This window comes from Anaeromyxobacter diazotrophicus, assembly GCF_013340205.1.
Classification (GTDB): Bacteria; Myxococcota; Myxococcia; order Myxococcales; family Anaeromyxobacteraceae; genus Anaeromyxobacter_A; species Anaeromyxobacter_A diazotrophicus.
Genome location: NZ_BJTG01000002.1, coordinates 91,454 through 105,633, shown reverse-complemented (window position 1 = coordinate 105,633; position 14,180 = coordinate 91,454). Strand labels below are relative to the sequence as shown.

General features: G+C 75.1%; 14 protein-coding genes and 1 tRNA gene. 10 read left to right on the top strand and 5 right to left on the bottom strand.

Features of this window, described 5'->3' with window-relative positions; translation table 11 throughout:
* Positions 1–5 precede the first annotated feature (5 nt).
* The 5 genes from kdd (at position 6) to HWY08_RS03440 (ending at position 3,067) form a co-directional block, all read left to right on the top strand.
* Complete coding sequence (kdd, locus tag HWY08_RS03460) at positions 6–1,028, top strand: L-erythro-3,5-diaminohexanoate dehydrogenase (protein WP_176062985.1); 1,023 nt, start codon at positions 6–8, stop codon at positions 1,026–1,028.
* Entirely contained in the window at positions 1,025–1,468 is a 444-nt protein-coding gene (locus tag HWY08_RS03455; protein ID WP_235969437.1) for a DUF2721 domain-containing protein, read from the top strand. Before kdd ends, HWY08_RS03455 begins: the two co-directional genes overlap by 4 nt.
* A gap of 88 nt (positions 1,469–1,556) precedes the next feature.
* Positions 1,557–1,946: a heavy-metal-associated domain-containing protein gene (locus HWY08_RS03450; protein WP_235969436.1), complete on the top strand. Its 390-nt coding sequence runs from the start codon at positions 1,557–1,559 to the stop codon at positions 1,944–1,946.
* 13 nt (positions 1,947–1,959) lie between these two features.
* The gene (locus HWY08_RS03445; RefSeq protein ID WP_176062983.1) at positions 1,960–2,646 is read left to right on the top strand and encodes a hypothetical protein; all 687 of its coding nucleotides are present in this window, start codon (positions 1,960–1,962) and stop codon (positions 2,644–2,646) included.
* Between the two features lie 67 nt (positions 2,647–2,713).
* Positions 2,714–3,067, top strand: coding sequence for a hypothetical protein (locus HWY08_RS03440; RefSeq protein WP_176062981.1), 354 nt, complete (start codon positions 2,714–2,716; stop codon positions 3,065–3,067).
* Between the two features lie 148 nt (positions 3,068–3,215).
* Here the strand turns inward: HWY08_RS03440 and HWY08_RS03435 are convergent, their stop codons facing one another.
* Entirely contained in the window at positions 3,216–3,647 is a 432-nt protein-coding gene (locus HWY08_RS03435) for a DUF2846 domain-containing protein (protein WP_176062979.1), read from the bottom strand.
* A gap of 245 nt (positions 3,648–3,892) precedes the next feature.
* Here HWY08_RS03435 and HWY08_RS03430 point away from each other — a divergent pair.
* From HWY08_RS03430 to HWY08_RS03420, 3 genes are all read left to right on the top strand, one after another.
* Positions 3,893–3,978, top strand: a tRNA-Leu gene (locus tag HWY08_RS03430).
* Between the two features lie 9 nt (positions 3,979–3,987).
* Positions 3,988–5,523, top strand: a complete 1,536-nt coding sequence (locus tag HWY08_RS03425; protein ID WP_176062977.1) for a glycosyltransferase family 39 protein — start codon at positions 3,988–3,990, stop codon at positions 5,521–5,523.
* A 115-nt stretch (positions 5,524–5,638) separates the two neighbouring features.
* Complete coding sequence (locus HWY08_RS03420; RefSeq protein WP_176062975.1) at positions 5,639–7,546, top strand: PAS domain-containing hybrid sensor histidine kinase/response regulator; 1,908 nt, start codon at positions 5,639–5,641, stop codon at positions 7,544–7,546.
* Between the two features lie 21 nt (positions 7,547–7,567).
* Here the strand turns inward: HWY08_RS03420 and HWY08_RS03415 are convergent, their stop codons facing one another.
* The gene (locus HWY08_RS03415; RefSeq protein ID WP_235969480.1) at positions 7,568–7,981 is read right to left on the bottom strand and encodes a bacteriohemerythrin; all 414 of its coding nucleotides are present in this window, start codon (positions 7,979–7,981) and stop codon (positions 7,568–7,570) included.
* Positions 7,982–8,124: 143 nt separating this feature from the next.
* Between HWY08_RS03415 and ffh the strand changes: the two genes are divergently transcribed.
* Together ffh and amrB are read left to right on the top strand one after the other, a co-directional pair.
* Positions 8,125–9,774 (top strand): signal recognition particle protein, encoded by a 1,650-nt coding sequence (gene ffh / locus HWY08_RS03410; RefSeq protein ID WP_176062971.1) that lies wholly within the window; start codon positions 8,125–8,127, stop codon positions 9,772–9,774.
* A 50-nt stretch (positions 9,775–9,824) separates the two neighbouring features.
* Positions 9,825–11,027 carry an AmmeMemoRadiSam system protein B gene (gene amrB / locus HWY08_RS03405; protein WP_176062970.1) on the top strand — a complete coding sequence of 401 codons (1,203 nt, stop codon included), beginning with the start codon at positions 9,825–9,827 and terminating at the stop codon, positions 11,025–11,027.
* On the opposite strand, the gene HWY08_RS03400 is transcribed toward amrB, so the two are convergent.
* Genes HWY08_RS03400 through HWY08_RS03390 form a run of 3 tightly spaced genes read right to left on the bottom strand, consistent with a single transcriptional unit; the run spans position 11,028 to position 14,085 of the window.
* The gene (locus HWY08_RS03400) at positions 11,028–11,222 is read right to left on the bottom strand and encodes a hypothetical protein (protein WP_176062968.1); all 195 of its coding nucleotides are present in this window, start codon (positions 11,220–11,222) and stop codon (positions 11,028–11,030) included. It abuts the gene before it with no gap.
* Between the two features lie 3 nt (positions 11,223–11,225).
* A complete protein-coding gene (locus HWY08_RS03395; RefSeq protein ID WP_176063918.1) occupies positions 11,226–12,305 on the bottom strand; it encodes a TIGR04552 family protein in 1,080 nt (359 codons plus the stop codon).
* A gap of 46 nt (positions 12,306–12,351) precedes the next feature.
* Positions 12,352–14,085 (bottom strand): GYF domain-containing protein, encoded by a 1,734-nt coding sequence (locus tag HWY08_RS03390; protein WP_176062966.1) that lies wholly within the window; start codon positions 14,083–14,085, stop codon positions 12,352–12,354.
* Between the last annotated feature and the right edge of the window lie 95 nt (positions 14,086–14,180).

The following is a 14,180-nucleotide window of genomic DNA, read 5'->3' as shown; positions in this document are numbered from 1 at the left end:
GCGCCATGGACCCGTACGGCCTGCGCCGCGTGATCTCGCCGCCCGGCGCCCTGCCGCAGCGCGCCGACGCCCTCGATCCGACGCTGCCGCTCGGCGAGGACGAGCTCGCGATCGAGGTCGAGGCGCTCAACGTGGACGCGGCCAGCTTCCGGCAGCTCGAGGCGTCGGCCGGGGGCGACCCGGCGCGGCTCGCGGCCGAGGTGGAGCGCATCGTCCGCGCGCGCGGCAAGCTGCACAACCCGGTGACCGGCTCGGGCGGCATGCTGCTCGGGCGCGTGGCCGAGGTCGGGCCGCGCCACCCCGCCGCCGGGACGCTCCGCCCGGGCGACCGCGTCGCGACCCTCGTCTCGCTCACGCTCACCCCGCTCGCGCTCCGGCGCATCACCGCCGTCCGGCCGGCGGTGGACCGCGTGGAGTGCGAGGGGCGCGCCATCCTCTTCGCGACCGGGCTCTGGGCGCGGCTGCCGGACGACCTGCCGGAGCGGGTGGCGCTGGCGGCCCTCGACGTGTGCGGCGCGCCGGCGCTGGTGGCGCGCCACGCCCGCCCCGGGCAGCGCGTGCTGGTGCTCGGCGCCGGGAAGTCGGGCGCGCTCGTGTGCGCCGCGGCGCGGGAGCGGCTGGGCGGGACGGGCGCCGTGGTCGCGGCCGACCGCTCCGAGGCGGCGCTGGCGGCAGTGGCGGCGCTGGGGCACTGCGACGCGACCCTGCGCCTCGACGCCACGGACGCCGTGGCCGCGCTCGCCAGCGCCGAGGCGTCGGGCGGGCCGTTCGACCTGGTCGTGAACTGCGCCAGCGTGCCGGGCACCGAGATGGCCTCGCTGCTCTGCGTCCGCGACGGCGGCACCGTGATCTTCTTCTCCATGGCGACGAGCTTCACCGCCGCCGCGCTGGGCGCGGAGGGGGTGGGCAAGGACGCGCTGCTCGTCGTCGGCAACGGCTACGTGCCCGGCCACGCGGAGCTGACGCTCGACCTGCTCCGCCGCCACCCCGCGCTGCGCGCGCACTTCGAGGAGCGCTACGCCCGATGATCCCCACCGACACGGAGCTCAGCAGCCTCGCCCGCACCATCCAGCTCTCGGTGGCGCCGGTCTTCCTGCTCACGGCGCTCGGCACCTTCCTCGGCCTGCTGAGCACGCGGCTCGGGCGCATCGTCGATCGGGCGCGGGTGGTGGTGAACGCGGCCGCGGCGGCCCCGGCCGACGCCCGCGCGCGCTACCACGACGAGCTCGTGCTGCAGGGCCGGCGCCGCCACCTCATCAACCTGGCCATCAGCGCGGGGGTCACGGCGGCGCTGCTCGTCTGCTCCATTATCTCAGTGCTCTTCCTCGGCTCGGTGCTGCACTTCAACGCGTCGCGCGTGGTGGCGGTGCTCTTCGTCGCCGCCATGCTCGCCTTCACGGTGGCGCTCGTGCTCTTCCTGCGCGAGATCGCGCTGGCCGTGGCGAGCGTCCGCATCGACGGCCGGTAGGGCCTGCGGCGCCGCGTCAGGTCCCGCGCGGGACGAGCGCCCGCCGGCTTCCCCGGTGAAATTCCACGTTTCCCTCAAGGAGCTGCCCATGACCCGCCTCGTCCTCCTCGCCGCCGCCCTCGTCCTCGCGCCCGCCGCCGCGCTCGCCTGCGCCGACTGCGACATGCACAAGGACTCCGCCGCGCACGCCCACGCCGGCAAGGCCGCCGGACCGGCCGCCGCCGGCGCCGCGCAGGCCGAGGCGCTGCCGGCCGGCCAGGCGCGGGTGACCATCCCCGTCTCGGGGATGCACTGCGACCACTGCACCTCGCGCGTGAAGACGGCGCTCGGCCAGGTGAAGGGCGTGAAGTCGGTGGACGCGAGCGTCGAGCAGGGCCAGGCGGTGGTCGCCTACGAGAAGGGCCAGGTGGACCCGGCCCAGCTCGCGAAGCGGATCGACGAGCTCGGGTTCAAGGCCGGCGCGCCCAAGCAGGACTAGCCGGGCTCGGGGCGTGTTCCTCGGGCACTTCGCGGTCGCGCTCGCCGCCAAGCGCGCGGCGCCGCGCGCGTCGCTCGGCACGCTCTTCCTGGCGGCGCAGTGGCTCGACCTCGTCTGGCCGGCGCTGGTGCTGGCGGGCGTGGAGGAGGTGCGCGTCGCGCCCGGCGACACCGCCTTCACGCCGCTCGCGTTCGTGCATTACCCCTGGACGCATAGCCTGGCCCTGGTGGTCGCGTGGGCGGCGGCGCTCGGCGGCGCCTACCTGTGGCGGACCGGGCGCCGGCGCGAGGCGGCGGTGGTCGCGGCGCTCGTCGTCTCGCACTGGGTCCTCGATCTCGCGTCGCACCGCCCCGATCTGCCGCTCGCGCCGGGGGCGGCGAAGGTGGGGCTCGGGCTGTGGAACAGCGTCCCCGCGACCCTCGCGGTCGAGTCCGCGCTCTTCCTGGCGGGCGTGCTCGCCTACGCCAGCTTCACCCGCGCGCGCAGCCGGGCGGGGCGCTACGCGTTCTGGGGGCTCGTCGCGGCGCTCGCCGGCATCTACGCCGCGAGCGCCCTCGGACCGCCGCCGCCGAGCCCGAGGGCCATCGCCGCGGCGGGCCTGCTCCTGTGGCTGTTCGTGCCGTGGGCGGCCTACGTCGATCGCCGCCGCGCGCCCGTGGCCGGGACCTCGGCCCGGACGGAAGCGCCCCTCCTCGGCTGAGCGACGCCCGCTCCGCGAGCATGTAGGCGTTGGTGGGCGGCGGGTCCGCCCAGTATCCTGCGCGCGCATGTTCGCACCGACCTTCGTCCAGCACCGCGGCGCGCGCATCCTCCGCATCGACCTCTCGGCGCTCGAGCCGCGCGATCTGATCGTCGCGGCGGATCAGGTGCGGAGGATCGTGACCGCGGAGCCGCCGCGCTCGGTGCGCGCCCTCACCCTCCTCTACGCGCGCCTCACCGGCGAGGCGGCCGCCGCGCTGAAGGCGTGCGCCCAGGCGAACACCCCCCACATCCGCGCGAGCGCCATGGTGGGCTCGAGCTTCTGGAGGGTCATCGCCGCCGACGTCCAGGCCCGCGGCCGCGAGGAGCTGGCGCTGTTCGACGACGAGGCGAGCGCGCTCGACTGGCTGGCCGCCCAGTAGCCGGCTCGAAGTGCTGGACGCCGGCTGTGCTTGGAGTAATGTGCGCCCGCTCGGCGCGACGTCGACGCGATCCAGCCCCCCCGCAGGTCACGTCGGCGTCGTGTCCGGGCGCTCCTACCGGTCGCGCCGCCAGCTCAGGCCGCCCGGCTCAGGGCATCCCCTGGATGAGGCTGCACTCCACGACCTCGTTGCGGGCCTCCTTCTCGTCGCTGACGATCGCCACGCCGACCCGCGCGGACAGCCACCCGATGGCCGGCGAGACCCGCACGTAGTGGTTCGTGCCGGGCTGCGCGTCGACCGCCACGCTCTCGCTGTTCTCCGCCGAGACGTAGACGGTGTGCGGACCCGGCGCGACCGGAGCCAGGATGAAGGTCTTGCCCGGGAGCTCGCCCATCATCTTTCCGTCCAGGACCACCGGGAACTTGACGGCCGTCCCGAGCGACGAGGACCGGTAGATGTACAGGTTCGCCATGCCGGAGCGCGTCGCGAAGGTCTTCGCGCCGTCGTCTCGCTCCTTGGGCGCCATGGGCACCGAGGCGCAGCCGGAGGCGGCGAGGACGACCGCGGCGGTGAGAGCCATGCGGACGGAAGAGCGGAGTGTCATGGAGTGACCTCGTGGTTGCGTTCGAGGGGCGACGCTAGCAGACCCACGGTGGAGCGGACCTGTCCGGCATCAAGGCGTCCTGCCGCAGCCTGCGGACTAAGAGTGAATGCGCCTTCACCCGCGCACACGGCGGGGCCCGGCCAGCCCGGGTAAGGCCCTGATGCGGAGAGCGGGCACACGGGCGCGGCCGATGGCAAGATGTGACCGAACATCAACGGCATGGGGCCGTGGCGAAACTGGCAGCCGCGGCGGACTTAAAATCCGCTTCCGCGCGAGCGGAGTCCCGGTTCGACCCCGGGCGGCCCTACTTCACGCTATGAAACATCCCGTCCCGACCTCCGGCGCCGCCGGGCTCTCCGGCTACGGCTGGGCGCTCGCCGCCGCCGCGGCCGCGCTCGCACTTCACCTCGCCTGCGGGAACCGCTACGGCGTCTTCCGCGACGAGCTCTACTTCCTCGCCTGCGGCCGTCACCTGGCGTGGGGCTACGTGGATCAGCCCCCGCTCATCGCGGTCGTGGCCCGGGGGGCGTCGGCGCTCTTCGGGACCTCGCCCATCGGGCTCCGGCTGCCGGCCTACGCGGCGCACGCCGGCACCGTCCTCGCCGCGGCCGCGCTGGCGCGGCGCCTCGGGGGCGGCAGGTTCGCGGTGGGGCTCGCGGCGCTCGCGACCCTCGGCGCCCCCGCGCTCCTCGGCGTGGGCCACCTCCTCACCATGAACGCCTTCGACCCGCTCCTCTTCACCGCGCTGGCGCTGGCCGCGGCGCGCGCGGTGGACGGCGCGCCGCGCGCCTGGCTCGCCGCGGGCGCGCTCGTGGGCGTCGGGCTCCTCAACAAGTACTCCATGGCCTTCTGGGCGGTGGCGCTCCTCGCCGGGCTCGCGGCCGGCAGCGCCCGCCGCCGGCTCGCCACCCCCTGGCTCGCCGCCGGTCTCGCCCTGGCGGCCGCGCTGGCGCTCCCGAACCTCCTGTGGCAGGCGCGGCACGGGTTCCCGATGCTGGAGCTGCTCCGCAACGGGCAGCTCGAGAAGAACGCCCCCTTCACCTGGCGCGGGTTCCTCGGCGAGACGCTCCTCGAGCAGAACCCCGCCGCGGCGCCGCTCTGGCTCGGCGGGCTCGCCTGGCTGCTGCTCTCCGGCGGCGGGACGCGGCGCTGGCTGGGCGTCGCGTTCCTGGCCATGGCGGCCGAGCTCGGCGCCCTCGGCGGCAAGGCGTACTACCTCGCGCCGGCGTTCCCGGTGCTGTGGGCCGCGGGCGGCTGCGCGGCCGAGCGGGCGCTGCGCGGCGTGGCCGGGCGGGCCGCCGCCGTGGCGGCGCTGGCCGGGACGGCCGCGCTCGTGGCGCCGCTCGCGATCCCGATCTTGCCGCTGCCCCAGCTCGCGGCGTGGCAGGCGCGCCTGGGCGTGAAGCCGGACGTGGGCGAGCGCGCGGAGACGGGGCGCCTGCCCCAGCTCTACGCCGATCAGGTGGGCTGGCCGGAGCTGGCGGAGGCCGTGGCGCGCGCCTGGCGCGCGGTGCCGGGGGACCTCCGCCCCCGCACGGCCCTCTTTGCCGCGAACTACGGGGAGGCGGGCGCCCTCGACCTCTACGGTCCGGCGCTGGGCCTGCCCCCTTGCTCCAGCGGGCACAACAGCTACTGGCTGTGGGGGCCGCCGTCCCCGGAGCCCGCCGCGCTCTTGGTGGTGGGCGGGCGCGCGGAGGAGCTCCGCCGGCGCTGCCGGAGGTTCGAGCAGCTGGGCGAAACGCCCGACTCCTCCTGGAACATGCCCTACGAGCGGCGGCGGCCCATCTGGCTCTGCGCCGAGCCGCTCGCGCCGCTCCGCGAGCTCTGGCCGGGCCTCAAGCGCTTCATCTGAGGGAGCGGCCATCGTGTCGCGGCGCATCAACCCGGACGAGCCGTCCAGCCCTACCGAGCGTACGGCGCGCCCACCGGTGCTATCGTAGGTTTACACCCCGCGTCGCGCCGACCCGATGACCGACTCGCCCACGCCTCCCCCCGCCGCCAGCCCGCAGGAGCAGGCAGGCGCGGCCACGCAGCGGCTGGACGCGCTGCTCGAGAACTCGCCCCTCGCGGTCATCGAGTGGTCGACCGACTTCCGCATCTCGCGCTGGTCGGACGAGGCCACCCGGATGTTCGGCTGGACCGCCGCCGAGGCGGTGGGCAACCGCATCAACCAGCTCAACTGGGTGTACGCGGAGGACTGGCCGCTCGTCGAGCAGGTCATGGGGGACATGCTGAGCGGCCGGCGGCCGCGCAACGTCAGCCGGAACCGCAACGTCCGCAAGGACGGCACCGTCATCCACTGCGAGTGGTACAACTCGACCGTCGCCGGCCCGGACGGCAGGCTGGCCTCTGTCCTGTCGCTCGTCCTCGACGTCACCGAGCAGAAGCGCGCGGAGGAGGCGCTGCGCGAGGGCATGGCCCTGCTCCGGGCGATCAGCGACACCTCGACCGACGCCATCTACGCGAAGAGCCGGGAGGGCCAGCTGCGCTTCGCGAACCCGGCCACGGTCGCGCTCATCGGCAAGCCGCTGGCGCAGGTCCTGGGGCGGACCGACGCGGAGCTCCTCGAGGACCCGGAGGTGGCCCGCGTGGTCATGGAGAACGACCGCCGGATCATGGAGAGCGGCGCCCCGGCCGAGCTGGAGGAGCGCGTGCCGATGCCGGACGGGACCGATCGCGTGTGGCTCTCGCGGAAGGTGCCGTACCGCGACGCGGCGGGGCGGGTGGTCGGGCTGCTCGGGATCTCGCGCGACATCACCGGCCGCAAGCAGCACGAGGAGGAGCTGCGCGAGGCGGACCGGCGCAAGGACGAGTTCCTGGGGATGCTCTCGCACGAGCTCCGCAACCCGCTCGCGCCCATCCGCAACTCCATCTACCTGCTGAGCCGCGCCGCCCCGGAGAGCGAGCAGGCGCGCCGGGCGCGCGCCATCATCGAGCGCCAGACCGACCACCTGACGCGGCTGGTGGACGACCTGCTCGACGTGACGCGGATCGCACGCGGCAAGGTCGCGCTGCGGCGGGAGCGGGTGGACCTGCGCGAGGTGGTGGCGCGCGCCGCCGAGGACCTCCGCTCCGTCCTGGAGGGCCGGGGCGTGAGCTTCTCGACCGCCCTGCCGGCCGGCGACGCCTGGGCGGACGCGGACGCGACCCGCGTCGCCCAGATCGTCGGCAACCTGCTGCACAACGCGGCCAAGTTCACCCGGCCGGGCGACGCCGTGACGCTCTCGCTGTCGGTCGCCGGCGGCCAGGCCGAGATCCGCGTGCGCGACACGGGCGCCGGCATCGAGCCCGCGCTCCTCGGGAAGGTCTTCGAGCCGTTCGTGCAGGGCGAGCGCACGCTGGCCCGGACCGAGGGGGGGCTCGGCCTCGGGCTCTCGCTCGTGAAGGGGGTCGCGGCGCTGCACGGCGGCTCCGTCGAGGCGGCGAGCGCCGGCAAGGGCCGGGGCGCCGAGTTCGTGGTCCGCCTGCCGCTCGCCGAGGGGGGGGCCGTCGCCGCGGCGCCGGCGCCCGCGGCGGCGCCAGCCAGCCAGGGCCGGCGGGTCCTCATCGTGGACGACAACGCCGACGCCGCCGGGTCGCTGGCCGACGTCGTCGCGCTGCTCGGGCACGAGGTGGACGTCGCCCACGACGGCCCGGCCGCCCTCGAAAGGGCTCGCGCCCGGCCGCCCGACGTCGTGCTGTGCGACCTCGGGCTCCCCGGGATGAGCGGGTACGAGGTGGCGCGGGCGCTCCGCGCGGGCGGAGGAGGGATGCGGCTCGTGGCCGTGAGCGGCTACGCGCAGCCGGAGGACGTCGAGGCGGCCCTGAAGGCGGGCTTCGACCACCACCTCGCGAAGCCGGCCAGCCCGGAGGACCTGGCGCGGCTCCTGGCGTGACGGCCCCCGGGGCGGCGGGGCCTACTCCGCCGCGGAGCGCTCGCCCTGCGCGCGCAGGAACCGCCCCAGCTCGCGATCGGCGCCGAGCACGTGCTGGCGCAGCCAGCTGGCGAGGCCGACCGCGAGCTTGCTGGCGAGCCAGGGGTTCCCCGGGTTCCCCCCGCGCTGCGTCTCGAGCGCGAGGAGGTCCTTCGCGAAGCGCGCGTGCTCCGCGGCGTGGGCGTCGGCCTGCGGGTAGCCGGCGGCGGCCATGAGGCCCTGCTCGGCGGCGAAGTGGTCGAGGACGTAGCGGTGCAGGAACTGGAGCGCCGGCCCGACCTGCTCCTGCCGCCCGCCCGCGATGGCGGCGAGGAGGCCGCCCACGTGGGCGAAGAGCTCCTGGTGCTGCGCGTCGATGGCCTCGTGTCCGATCTCGAACTCGCGCTTCCACTCCATCCCGGGCACCCCCTCTCCCCGGGAGAACCCTTGCACGAAGCGGCGGGCGCGGCCCATGCCGCGTCCCTGGGACGCCGGCGGAAAAGGGCCTGCGGTCGTGTTATACCCCCACCTTCACACGGGATTTCGGGACCGGGGACGGCATGCTCGAGACGGTAGCGAAGGGCTTCAAGGCGGCGCGGAACAAGCTGAAGGGGCGCACCGAGATCACCCCCGAGGTGGTGGACGACGCGCTGCGCGACATCCGCGTCTCCCTGCTCGAGGCCGACGTCGCGTTCGACGTGGTGAAGCGGTTCGTGGCGCGCGTCCGCGAGAAGGCGGTCGGCGAGGTGGTGGAGACGAAGGTCGAGACGAAGAAGGGCCTCGTCAAGGTCACGCCGCAGGACCACTTCATCAAGATCTGCCACGACGAGCTCGAGGCGCTCATGGGGCCGGTCGACACCTCGCTCAAGGTGAACGGGCGCGGCGCGACCGGCGTGATGATGGTCGGGCTGCAGGGCTCCGGCAAGACCACCACCGCCGGCAAGCTCGCCAACCGCTTCCTCAAGGACGGGAAGAAGCCGCTTCTGGTCGCGGCCGACATCTACCGGCCCGCCGCCGTGGACCAGCTCAAGGTGCTCGGGCAGCAGCTCGACGTCCCGGTCTTCCACCAGGCCGGGCTTGCGCCGCCCGAGCTGTGCCGCCGCGCCATGGAGGAGGCGGCGCGGACGAAGCGCGACGTGGTCATCTACGACACCGCCGGCCGGCTCGCCGTCGACGAGCCGCTCATGCAGGAGCTGGAGGACATCAAGAAGACGGTGGCGCCGGACAACATCCTGCTCGTCTGCGACGCCATGATCGGCCAGGACGCGGTGCGCACCGCGGCCGAGTTCGATCGGCGGCTCGCGCTCGACGGCTTCATCCTCACCAAGCTCGACGGCGACGCCCGCGGCGGCGCGGCCCTCTCCATCAAGGAGGTCACCGGCAAGCCCATCAAGTTCCTCGGCATGGGCGAGACGCTCGACCGGCTCGAGGAGTTCCGCCCCGACGGCCTCGCCAGCCGCATCCTCGGCTTCGGCGACATCGTCGGGCTGATGAAGGACTTCGAGCAGCACGTCGACGAGCAGCAGGCCGAGGCGGACGCGCAGAAGCTGCTCTCGGGCGACTTCACGCTCGACGACTTCGTCTCGCAGATCCGGCTGGTCCGGAAGATGGGACCGCTGGGCGAGCTGATGGAGAAGTTCCCGCTCTTCGGCGAGCTGCCGGAGGGGTTCCAGTTCGACGAGGCGGCGCTGGGGAAGATCGTCGCCATCGTCGACTCGATGACGCGCGCCGAGCGGCAGCGCCCCGACCTCATCAACGACGGCCGCGTGAAGCGCGTGGCGCGCGGCTCGGGCCGGAGCGAGAAGGAGGTGAAGGACCTCCTCAAGCAGTACAACACCATGCGCGGCGTGATGAAGCAGATCGGCGACGCGCCGGGCCTGCTCTCGCGCCTCCCCGGGATCAAGCAGCTCTTCCAGCTCCGCCAGCTCCAGGGCAAGGGCATGGAGGACGTGCTCGGCGCCGAGGCGGGCGACGTCACCCGCGCCCTCAAGGGCGGCGGCCTCGATCCGGCGCAGATGGGGCAGATGGCCGGGCTCCCCAAGGGCTTCCAGCCCCGCATGCCCGCCGGCGCCATGGCCCGCGCCCGGCTCATGGGCTACGCCCCGGAGCCGATCGCCTCCACCGAGACCGCCGCCGAGCGCGAGCGCCGCAAGAAGAAGCGGAAGCAGGAGCGGCAGAACAAGAAGAAGAACCGGAAGAACCGGCGGTAGCGCCCGGGGCGGGTGCGGCGCGTGCCCCCCTGCGCGGCTACATGCTTCGCATGCCCCCGGACGAACTGACCCGGCCGCGCCTCGTCCCGCTCGAGCCGCGGCCGATCGAGCTGGAGGACGGCAGCCCGGCGGTGGTCCTGCGCGATCCCCTGGGGATCCTGGACGGCGCGGCGGTGGTCTCGCCGGCCGCCTACTGGGTCCTGGCGCACTTCGACGGCGCCCGCGAGCTGCCGGAGGTGGTGCGGGCGCTCGCGAAGGCGGGCGCCCGCATCCCGCTCGCCGACGTGGAGCGGGTGGCGGCCCAGGCGAGCGAGGCGGGCCTCGTGCACGGGCCCGTCTACCGCGCGCGGCGCGAGGGAGCGCTGGCGGCGTTCCGCTCCGGGCCGCGCGCCCCCGCCTGCGCCGGGGGCGCCTACCCCGCCGACGAGACGGAGCTGCGCGAGCTGCTCGCGTCCTTCTACACCGCGCCCGGCGGGCCAGGCCCGCGCGACCAGCGATCGCGCGCCGGCGAGGGCGTCCGGCTGCTGGTCGCGCCCCACATCGACTTCCGCCGCGGCGGCGCCTCCTACGCCCACGCCTACGGCGCGCTCGAGGGGTGCGACGCCGACCTGTTCGTCGTCTTCGGCACCGCCCACGCCTCGCCGCCCCACCTCCACACGCTGACCCGGCAGGACTACGCGACGCCGCTCGGCACCGTCGCCACCGATCGCGAGGTGGTGAACGCGCTCGCCGCCGAGCTCTCGGAGGAGGAGCTCTTCTCCGACGAGCTCGTCCACGCCGGCGAGCACTCCTGCGAGTTCCAGATGGTGTGGCTGCGCTGGGTGCTGGGCGACCGGCCGTTCCGCGCCGTCCCGGTGCTCTGCTCCTCCATCTCGCAGCTCGACGATCCTGCGGCCGCGACCGGCGCCTTCCTGGCGGCGCTGGCGCGCGCCACCCGCGGCCGGAAGGTCTGCTGCGTCGCGGGGGCCGACCTGGCCCACGTCGGCCCGCAGTACGGCGACGCGCGCGCCCCCACCCCGGCGGAGCTGGCCGCGCTCGGCGCCCAGGACCGCCATACGCTCGGCTTCCTCGCCGGCGCGGACGCGGCCGGCTTCCACCGCGACGCCACCGTGGACGACGAGCGCCGCCGGCTGTGCGGGGTGGCGCCGATCTACGCCGCGATGCGGGCGGCCGGGCGCGGGGCGCGCCTGCTGCACTACGGCCAGTGGACGGACGGCACCGACATGGTCTCGTTCGCCGCCGCCGCCGGCTGATCAGCCGGTCAGCCCGTCGTCGTCCTCGCCGCCCGGCGCCTCGGCGTACTCGATCGCGCAGCGCGGGCAGAACTGGTTCGGCTGCGGCGCCCCCGGGATCCCGAGCACCCGCCCCTGCGCGCCGCAGATCTGGCAGCGCCCGTCCACCTCCACCTCGCCGCGGTCGACCGGGCTCTCCTTCGTGGACTCGCGCATGCCTCACCCCTCTCCGCGGGGCCGCCGCTTGGGCACCACCAGCCCGCGCGACAGGCGCCGCAGCACGATCTTGCTCTGCCGGCGCTTGTAACGCTCGTGGCTCGCGTCGCCCACCTCGTTCTGGCGGGCGGTGGCCTGGTCGACCATCTGGAACTCGACCTGCGAGAACACCACCCGGCCCAGGTCCTCGGCCAGCGGCCCGTCGGGGGGCAAGAGCTCGTCCACGCGCACCGGCAGGTCCACCACGAAGTTGAGCACCCGGTACCGCTTGCCGCTGAAGACGTTGCGCGGGCGCCGCTCCCGCGCCTCCAGGCCGAGCGGCGCCTGCAGCTCCGGCACGAGCTCCGCGCCGCGCGGGTGGCGCGTCACGATGTCGCGGAAGCTCACCAGCGTGTTCTCGGACTGCCCGGGCACCACGTAGTTGAACGGGAAGAGCGTGGTCGCGAGGTGGTGGAGGATGGGCGGGATCTGGTCCTGCCGCTCGGTCACCACCCGGTACCGCACGCGGTCGAAGATCTGCGCCGCCACCGTCTCGCGCTTGGCGATGAGCTTCGTGATGAGCGAGTTGCGCGCCTTCACGTTGCCGACGAACTCCACCACCGGGAGCCCGAGCTGCTGCATCCGCCGCGCCTCCGCCATGACCCGGCGGTCGACGCGCTCGGCCAGGTCCGCCTCGCGGATGGGGGTGCGGAAGAGGAGCTCCCGCGCCTCCAGGTGGTGGACCACGTGCATGCACTTCAGCACCACGCAGGCGATGCGGCGGTACCGGTGCGGCTCGAGCGCGCCGCTGGCGAGCAGGAAGAGCTCGCGGACGTCGGCCGGCTGCGCCACCGCGTCCGCGACCCGGTAGCCGAACGCCTTGCGGAGGTACTCGACGGCCTGCGCCAGGATGGAGCGGAGCCGCCCCTCGTCGCGCGGGTCGTGGGCGTCGAAGAGGTTGAGGGCGAGGAACCGGTCCACCTCGGCGGCGTCCGCGAAGTGGAGCCGCCGCCAGTCCACCACCGACGAGCCGCGCAGGATGAGCCGGATCGCCTCCAGCTCACCCAGCGTCATCTCCGCTACCGGCCGGTAGGCGTCGCCCATCCCCGCGCGCTCGCTCTCGACCGACACGCCCCGCCCCCGCCCCCGCTCAGAACTTGAACGGGAAGACGACCTCCTGCCCCGTGGTGCGCGAGCGCGGGAAGCGGATGCCCTTCACCACCCCGCTGATGCAGGGCGCGACCGGCTGGCGGGCGAACTCGTCCGAGAGGACGCGCACCTCGCGCACGCCGCCGTCGCCGGTGATGAGCCAGCGCAGGCGCAGCGTGCCGCGGGCGTTGGGGTCGGCCGCCCGCTGCTGCTCGATGCAGCGCAGGAGCGCCGACTTCTGCCCGGCCACCGCCTCCTGGATCTGCGACTGCGAGACGCTGTCCGGCAGATCGGCGCCGAGCGCCGGCGGGACATAGACGCTCCGCTTGGTGGGCTTGCCGCCCAGCTCCTTCTCGAGCTCCTCGTCGCCGCCCACGTCGAGCAGCGGATCGCCGGCCGGCTTGCGCCGCGCTGGCGGCTCGGGCGCCGGCCGCGGCGCCGGCTCGGAGGACGCGACCCGCTGCGGGGCCGCCGGCCTGCGCGCCGGGCGGGCCGGGGGCTCCGCCGGCGCGCGGCGGCTCGGCGCGGCGGCGCGCGCGGGCTCGCGGGCGGGAGGGGCCTCGGCCCGGGCCGGCTCGCGCGCCGGGGCCGCCGGGGCGGGCGCCGCGGCCGGGGGCGCGGCCTGCGCCACCGGCGGAGGGGTCGGCGCCGGCGCCGGCGCGACCGGGGCCGGCGCCGGGGCCACCGCGGGAGGAGGCGTGGGCGCGGGCGCGGCGGCCACCGGCGGGGCGGCGGCGGGGGCGCGCACCACCGCCACCTCGTGCGGCTTCAGGTACCAGGCGATGGCCGCCACCGCGACGCCGAAGAGCACCAGCATGGCGACGCCCACCGCCACCACGCTCCGGACCGCCGACTTCTTGATCTGGCGGATCTCGGTGCGGTCGGCGGCGGTGCTGCGGGGGCGCTCGAGCTTCGTGTCGGTGGTCTGCTCGAGCCCCTTGATCGTCAGGGGGATGAGGTTCGTCGGATCGACGCCCCCGTCGGGCAGCTCCATCTTGTCGACGAGCGAGCCGCTCTTCACCGTCGACTCGGCCGGCTTGCGCTCGGGCTTCTCGAGCGAGGCCATCTCCTCGCTGGCGAGCGCCGCCAGCGCGCTCGCCGCGCTCGGCTTCCAGGCCCCCTGCGCCCCCTGGACGTGGCCGTTCGCGTGCGCGGCCGGAGCGGCCGGCGCCGCGGAGGGCGCGGCCGGGGCGGGGGCGGGGCGCTCCTCGCGCGCGGCCGCGGCCGGCGCCAGGCCGGCGCTCGCCACCGGCCGCGCGGCCGGCTTCCCGCCGCGCGGGACCGGCGCGAGGTACTGCGCCATCTCGGCGATGGTGGAGATGGGGACCCAGTCGGCCATGCCGGGGCGCCAGGCCAGCGTGTCGGGGCCGACCTCGCCCGATTCCCAGCGCGTCTTCACGCCCTCGGCCGGGAGCGGCCCCACCTGGTTGTCGTCCACCGCGACATACCAGTCGTCGCCCAGGTCGGCCGGCGGCGAAGCCGCCGGTCCGGCGGGGCCGCCGGTGCCGAAGGCGCTGTCGAACGCGTGTCCGAGCTCGCTCTCGAGCCCGCCCTCGGGCGCCCCCGCCGCCCGCTCGGGGCTGGGCGCCGGCGACACCTCCGGCGCCGACGCCGGCGGCCGCTTCACCGCGACGACGTTCCCGCACTTCTTGCAGCGGACCTTGACCCCGTTCGGACCGACCTTCTCGTCCGAGATCATGTACTGCGAGCCGCAGCTGTCGCAGGCGAATTTCATAGGCGCTCGTCGGCGTAAATGGCCGAAAATCCAATCAATCGTAGGGTTGTAACACCGGGGGGTCAAGGAAGGATCGGGGCGCGCACGGCGCCCCC

Coding starts and splice junctions, on each gene's coding strand:
- kdd (WP_176062985.1), top strand. CDS start 6: ATGGACCCGTACGGCCTGCGCCGCGTGATCTCGCCGCCCGGCGCCCTG.
- HWY08_RS03455 (WP_235969437.1), top strand. CDS start 1,025: ATGATCCCCACCGACACGGAGCTCAGCAGCCTCGCCCGCACCATCCAG.
- HWY08_RS03450 (WP_235969436.1), top strand. CDS start 1,557: ATGACCCGCCTCGTCCTCCTCGCCGCCGCCCTCGTCCTCGCGCCCGCC.
- HWY08_RS03440 (WP_176062981.1), top strand. CDS start 2,714: ATGTTCGCACCGACCTTCGTCCAGCACCGCGGCGCGCGCATCCTCCGC.
- HWY08_RS03435 (WP_176062979.1), bottom strand. CDS start 3,647: ATGGCTCTCACCGCCGCGGTCGTCCTCGCCGCCTCCGGCTGCGCCTCG.
- HWY08_RS03425 (WP_176062977.1), top strand. CDS start 3,988: ATGAAACATCCCGTCCCGACCTCCGGCGCCGCCGGGCTCTCCGGCTAC.
- HWY08_RS03420 (WP_176062975.1), top strand. CDS start 5,639: ATGACCGACTCGCCCACGCCTCCCCCCGCCGCCAGCCCGCAGGAGCAG.
- HWY08_RS03415 (WP_235969480.1), bottom strand. CDS start 7,981: ATGGAGTGGAAGCGCGAGTTCGAGATCGGACACGAGGCCATCGACGCG.
- ffh (WP_176062971.1), top strand. CDS start 8,125: ATGCTCGAGACGGTAGCGAAGGGCTTCAAGGCGGCGCGGAACAAGCTG.
- amrB (WP_176062970.1), top strand. CDS start 9,825: ATGCCCCCGGACGAACTGACCCGGCCGCGCCTCGTCCCGCTCGAGCCG.
- HWY08_RS03400 (WP_176062968.1), bottom strand. CDS start 11,222: ATGCGCGAGTCCACGAAGGAGAGCCCGGTCGACCGCGGCGAGGTGGAG.
- HWY08_RS03395 (WP_176063918.1), bottom strand. CDS start 12,305: ATGGGCGACGCCTACCGGCCGGTAGCGGAGATGACGCTGGGTGAGCTG.
- HWY08_RS03390 (WP_176062966.1), bottom strand. CDS start 14,085: ATGAAATTCGCCTGCGACAGCTGCGGCTCGCAGTACATGATCTCGGAC.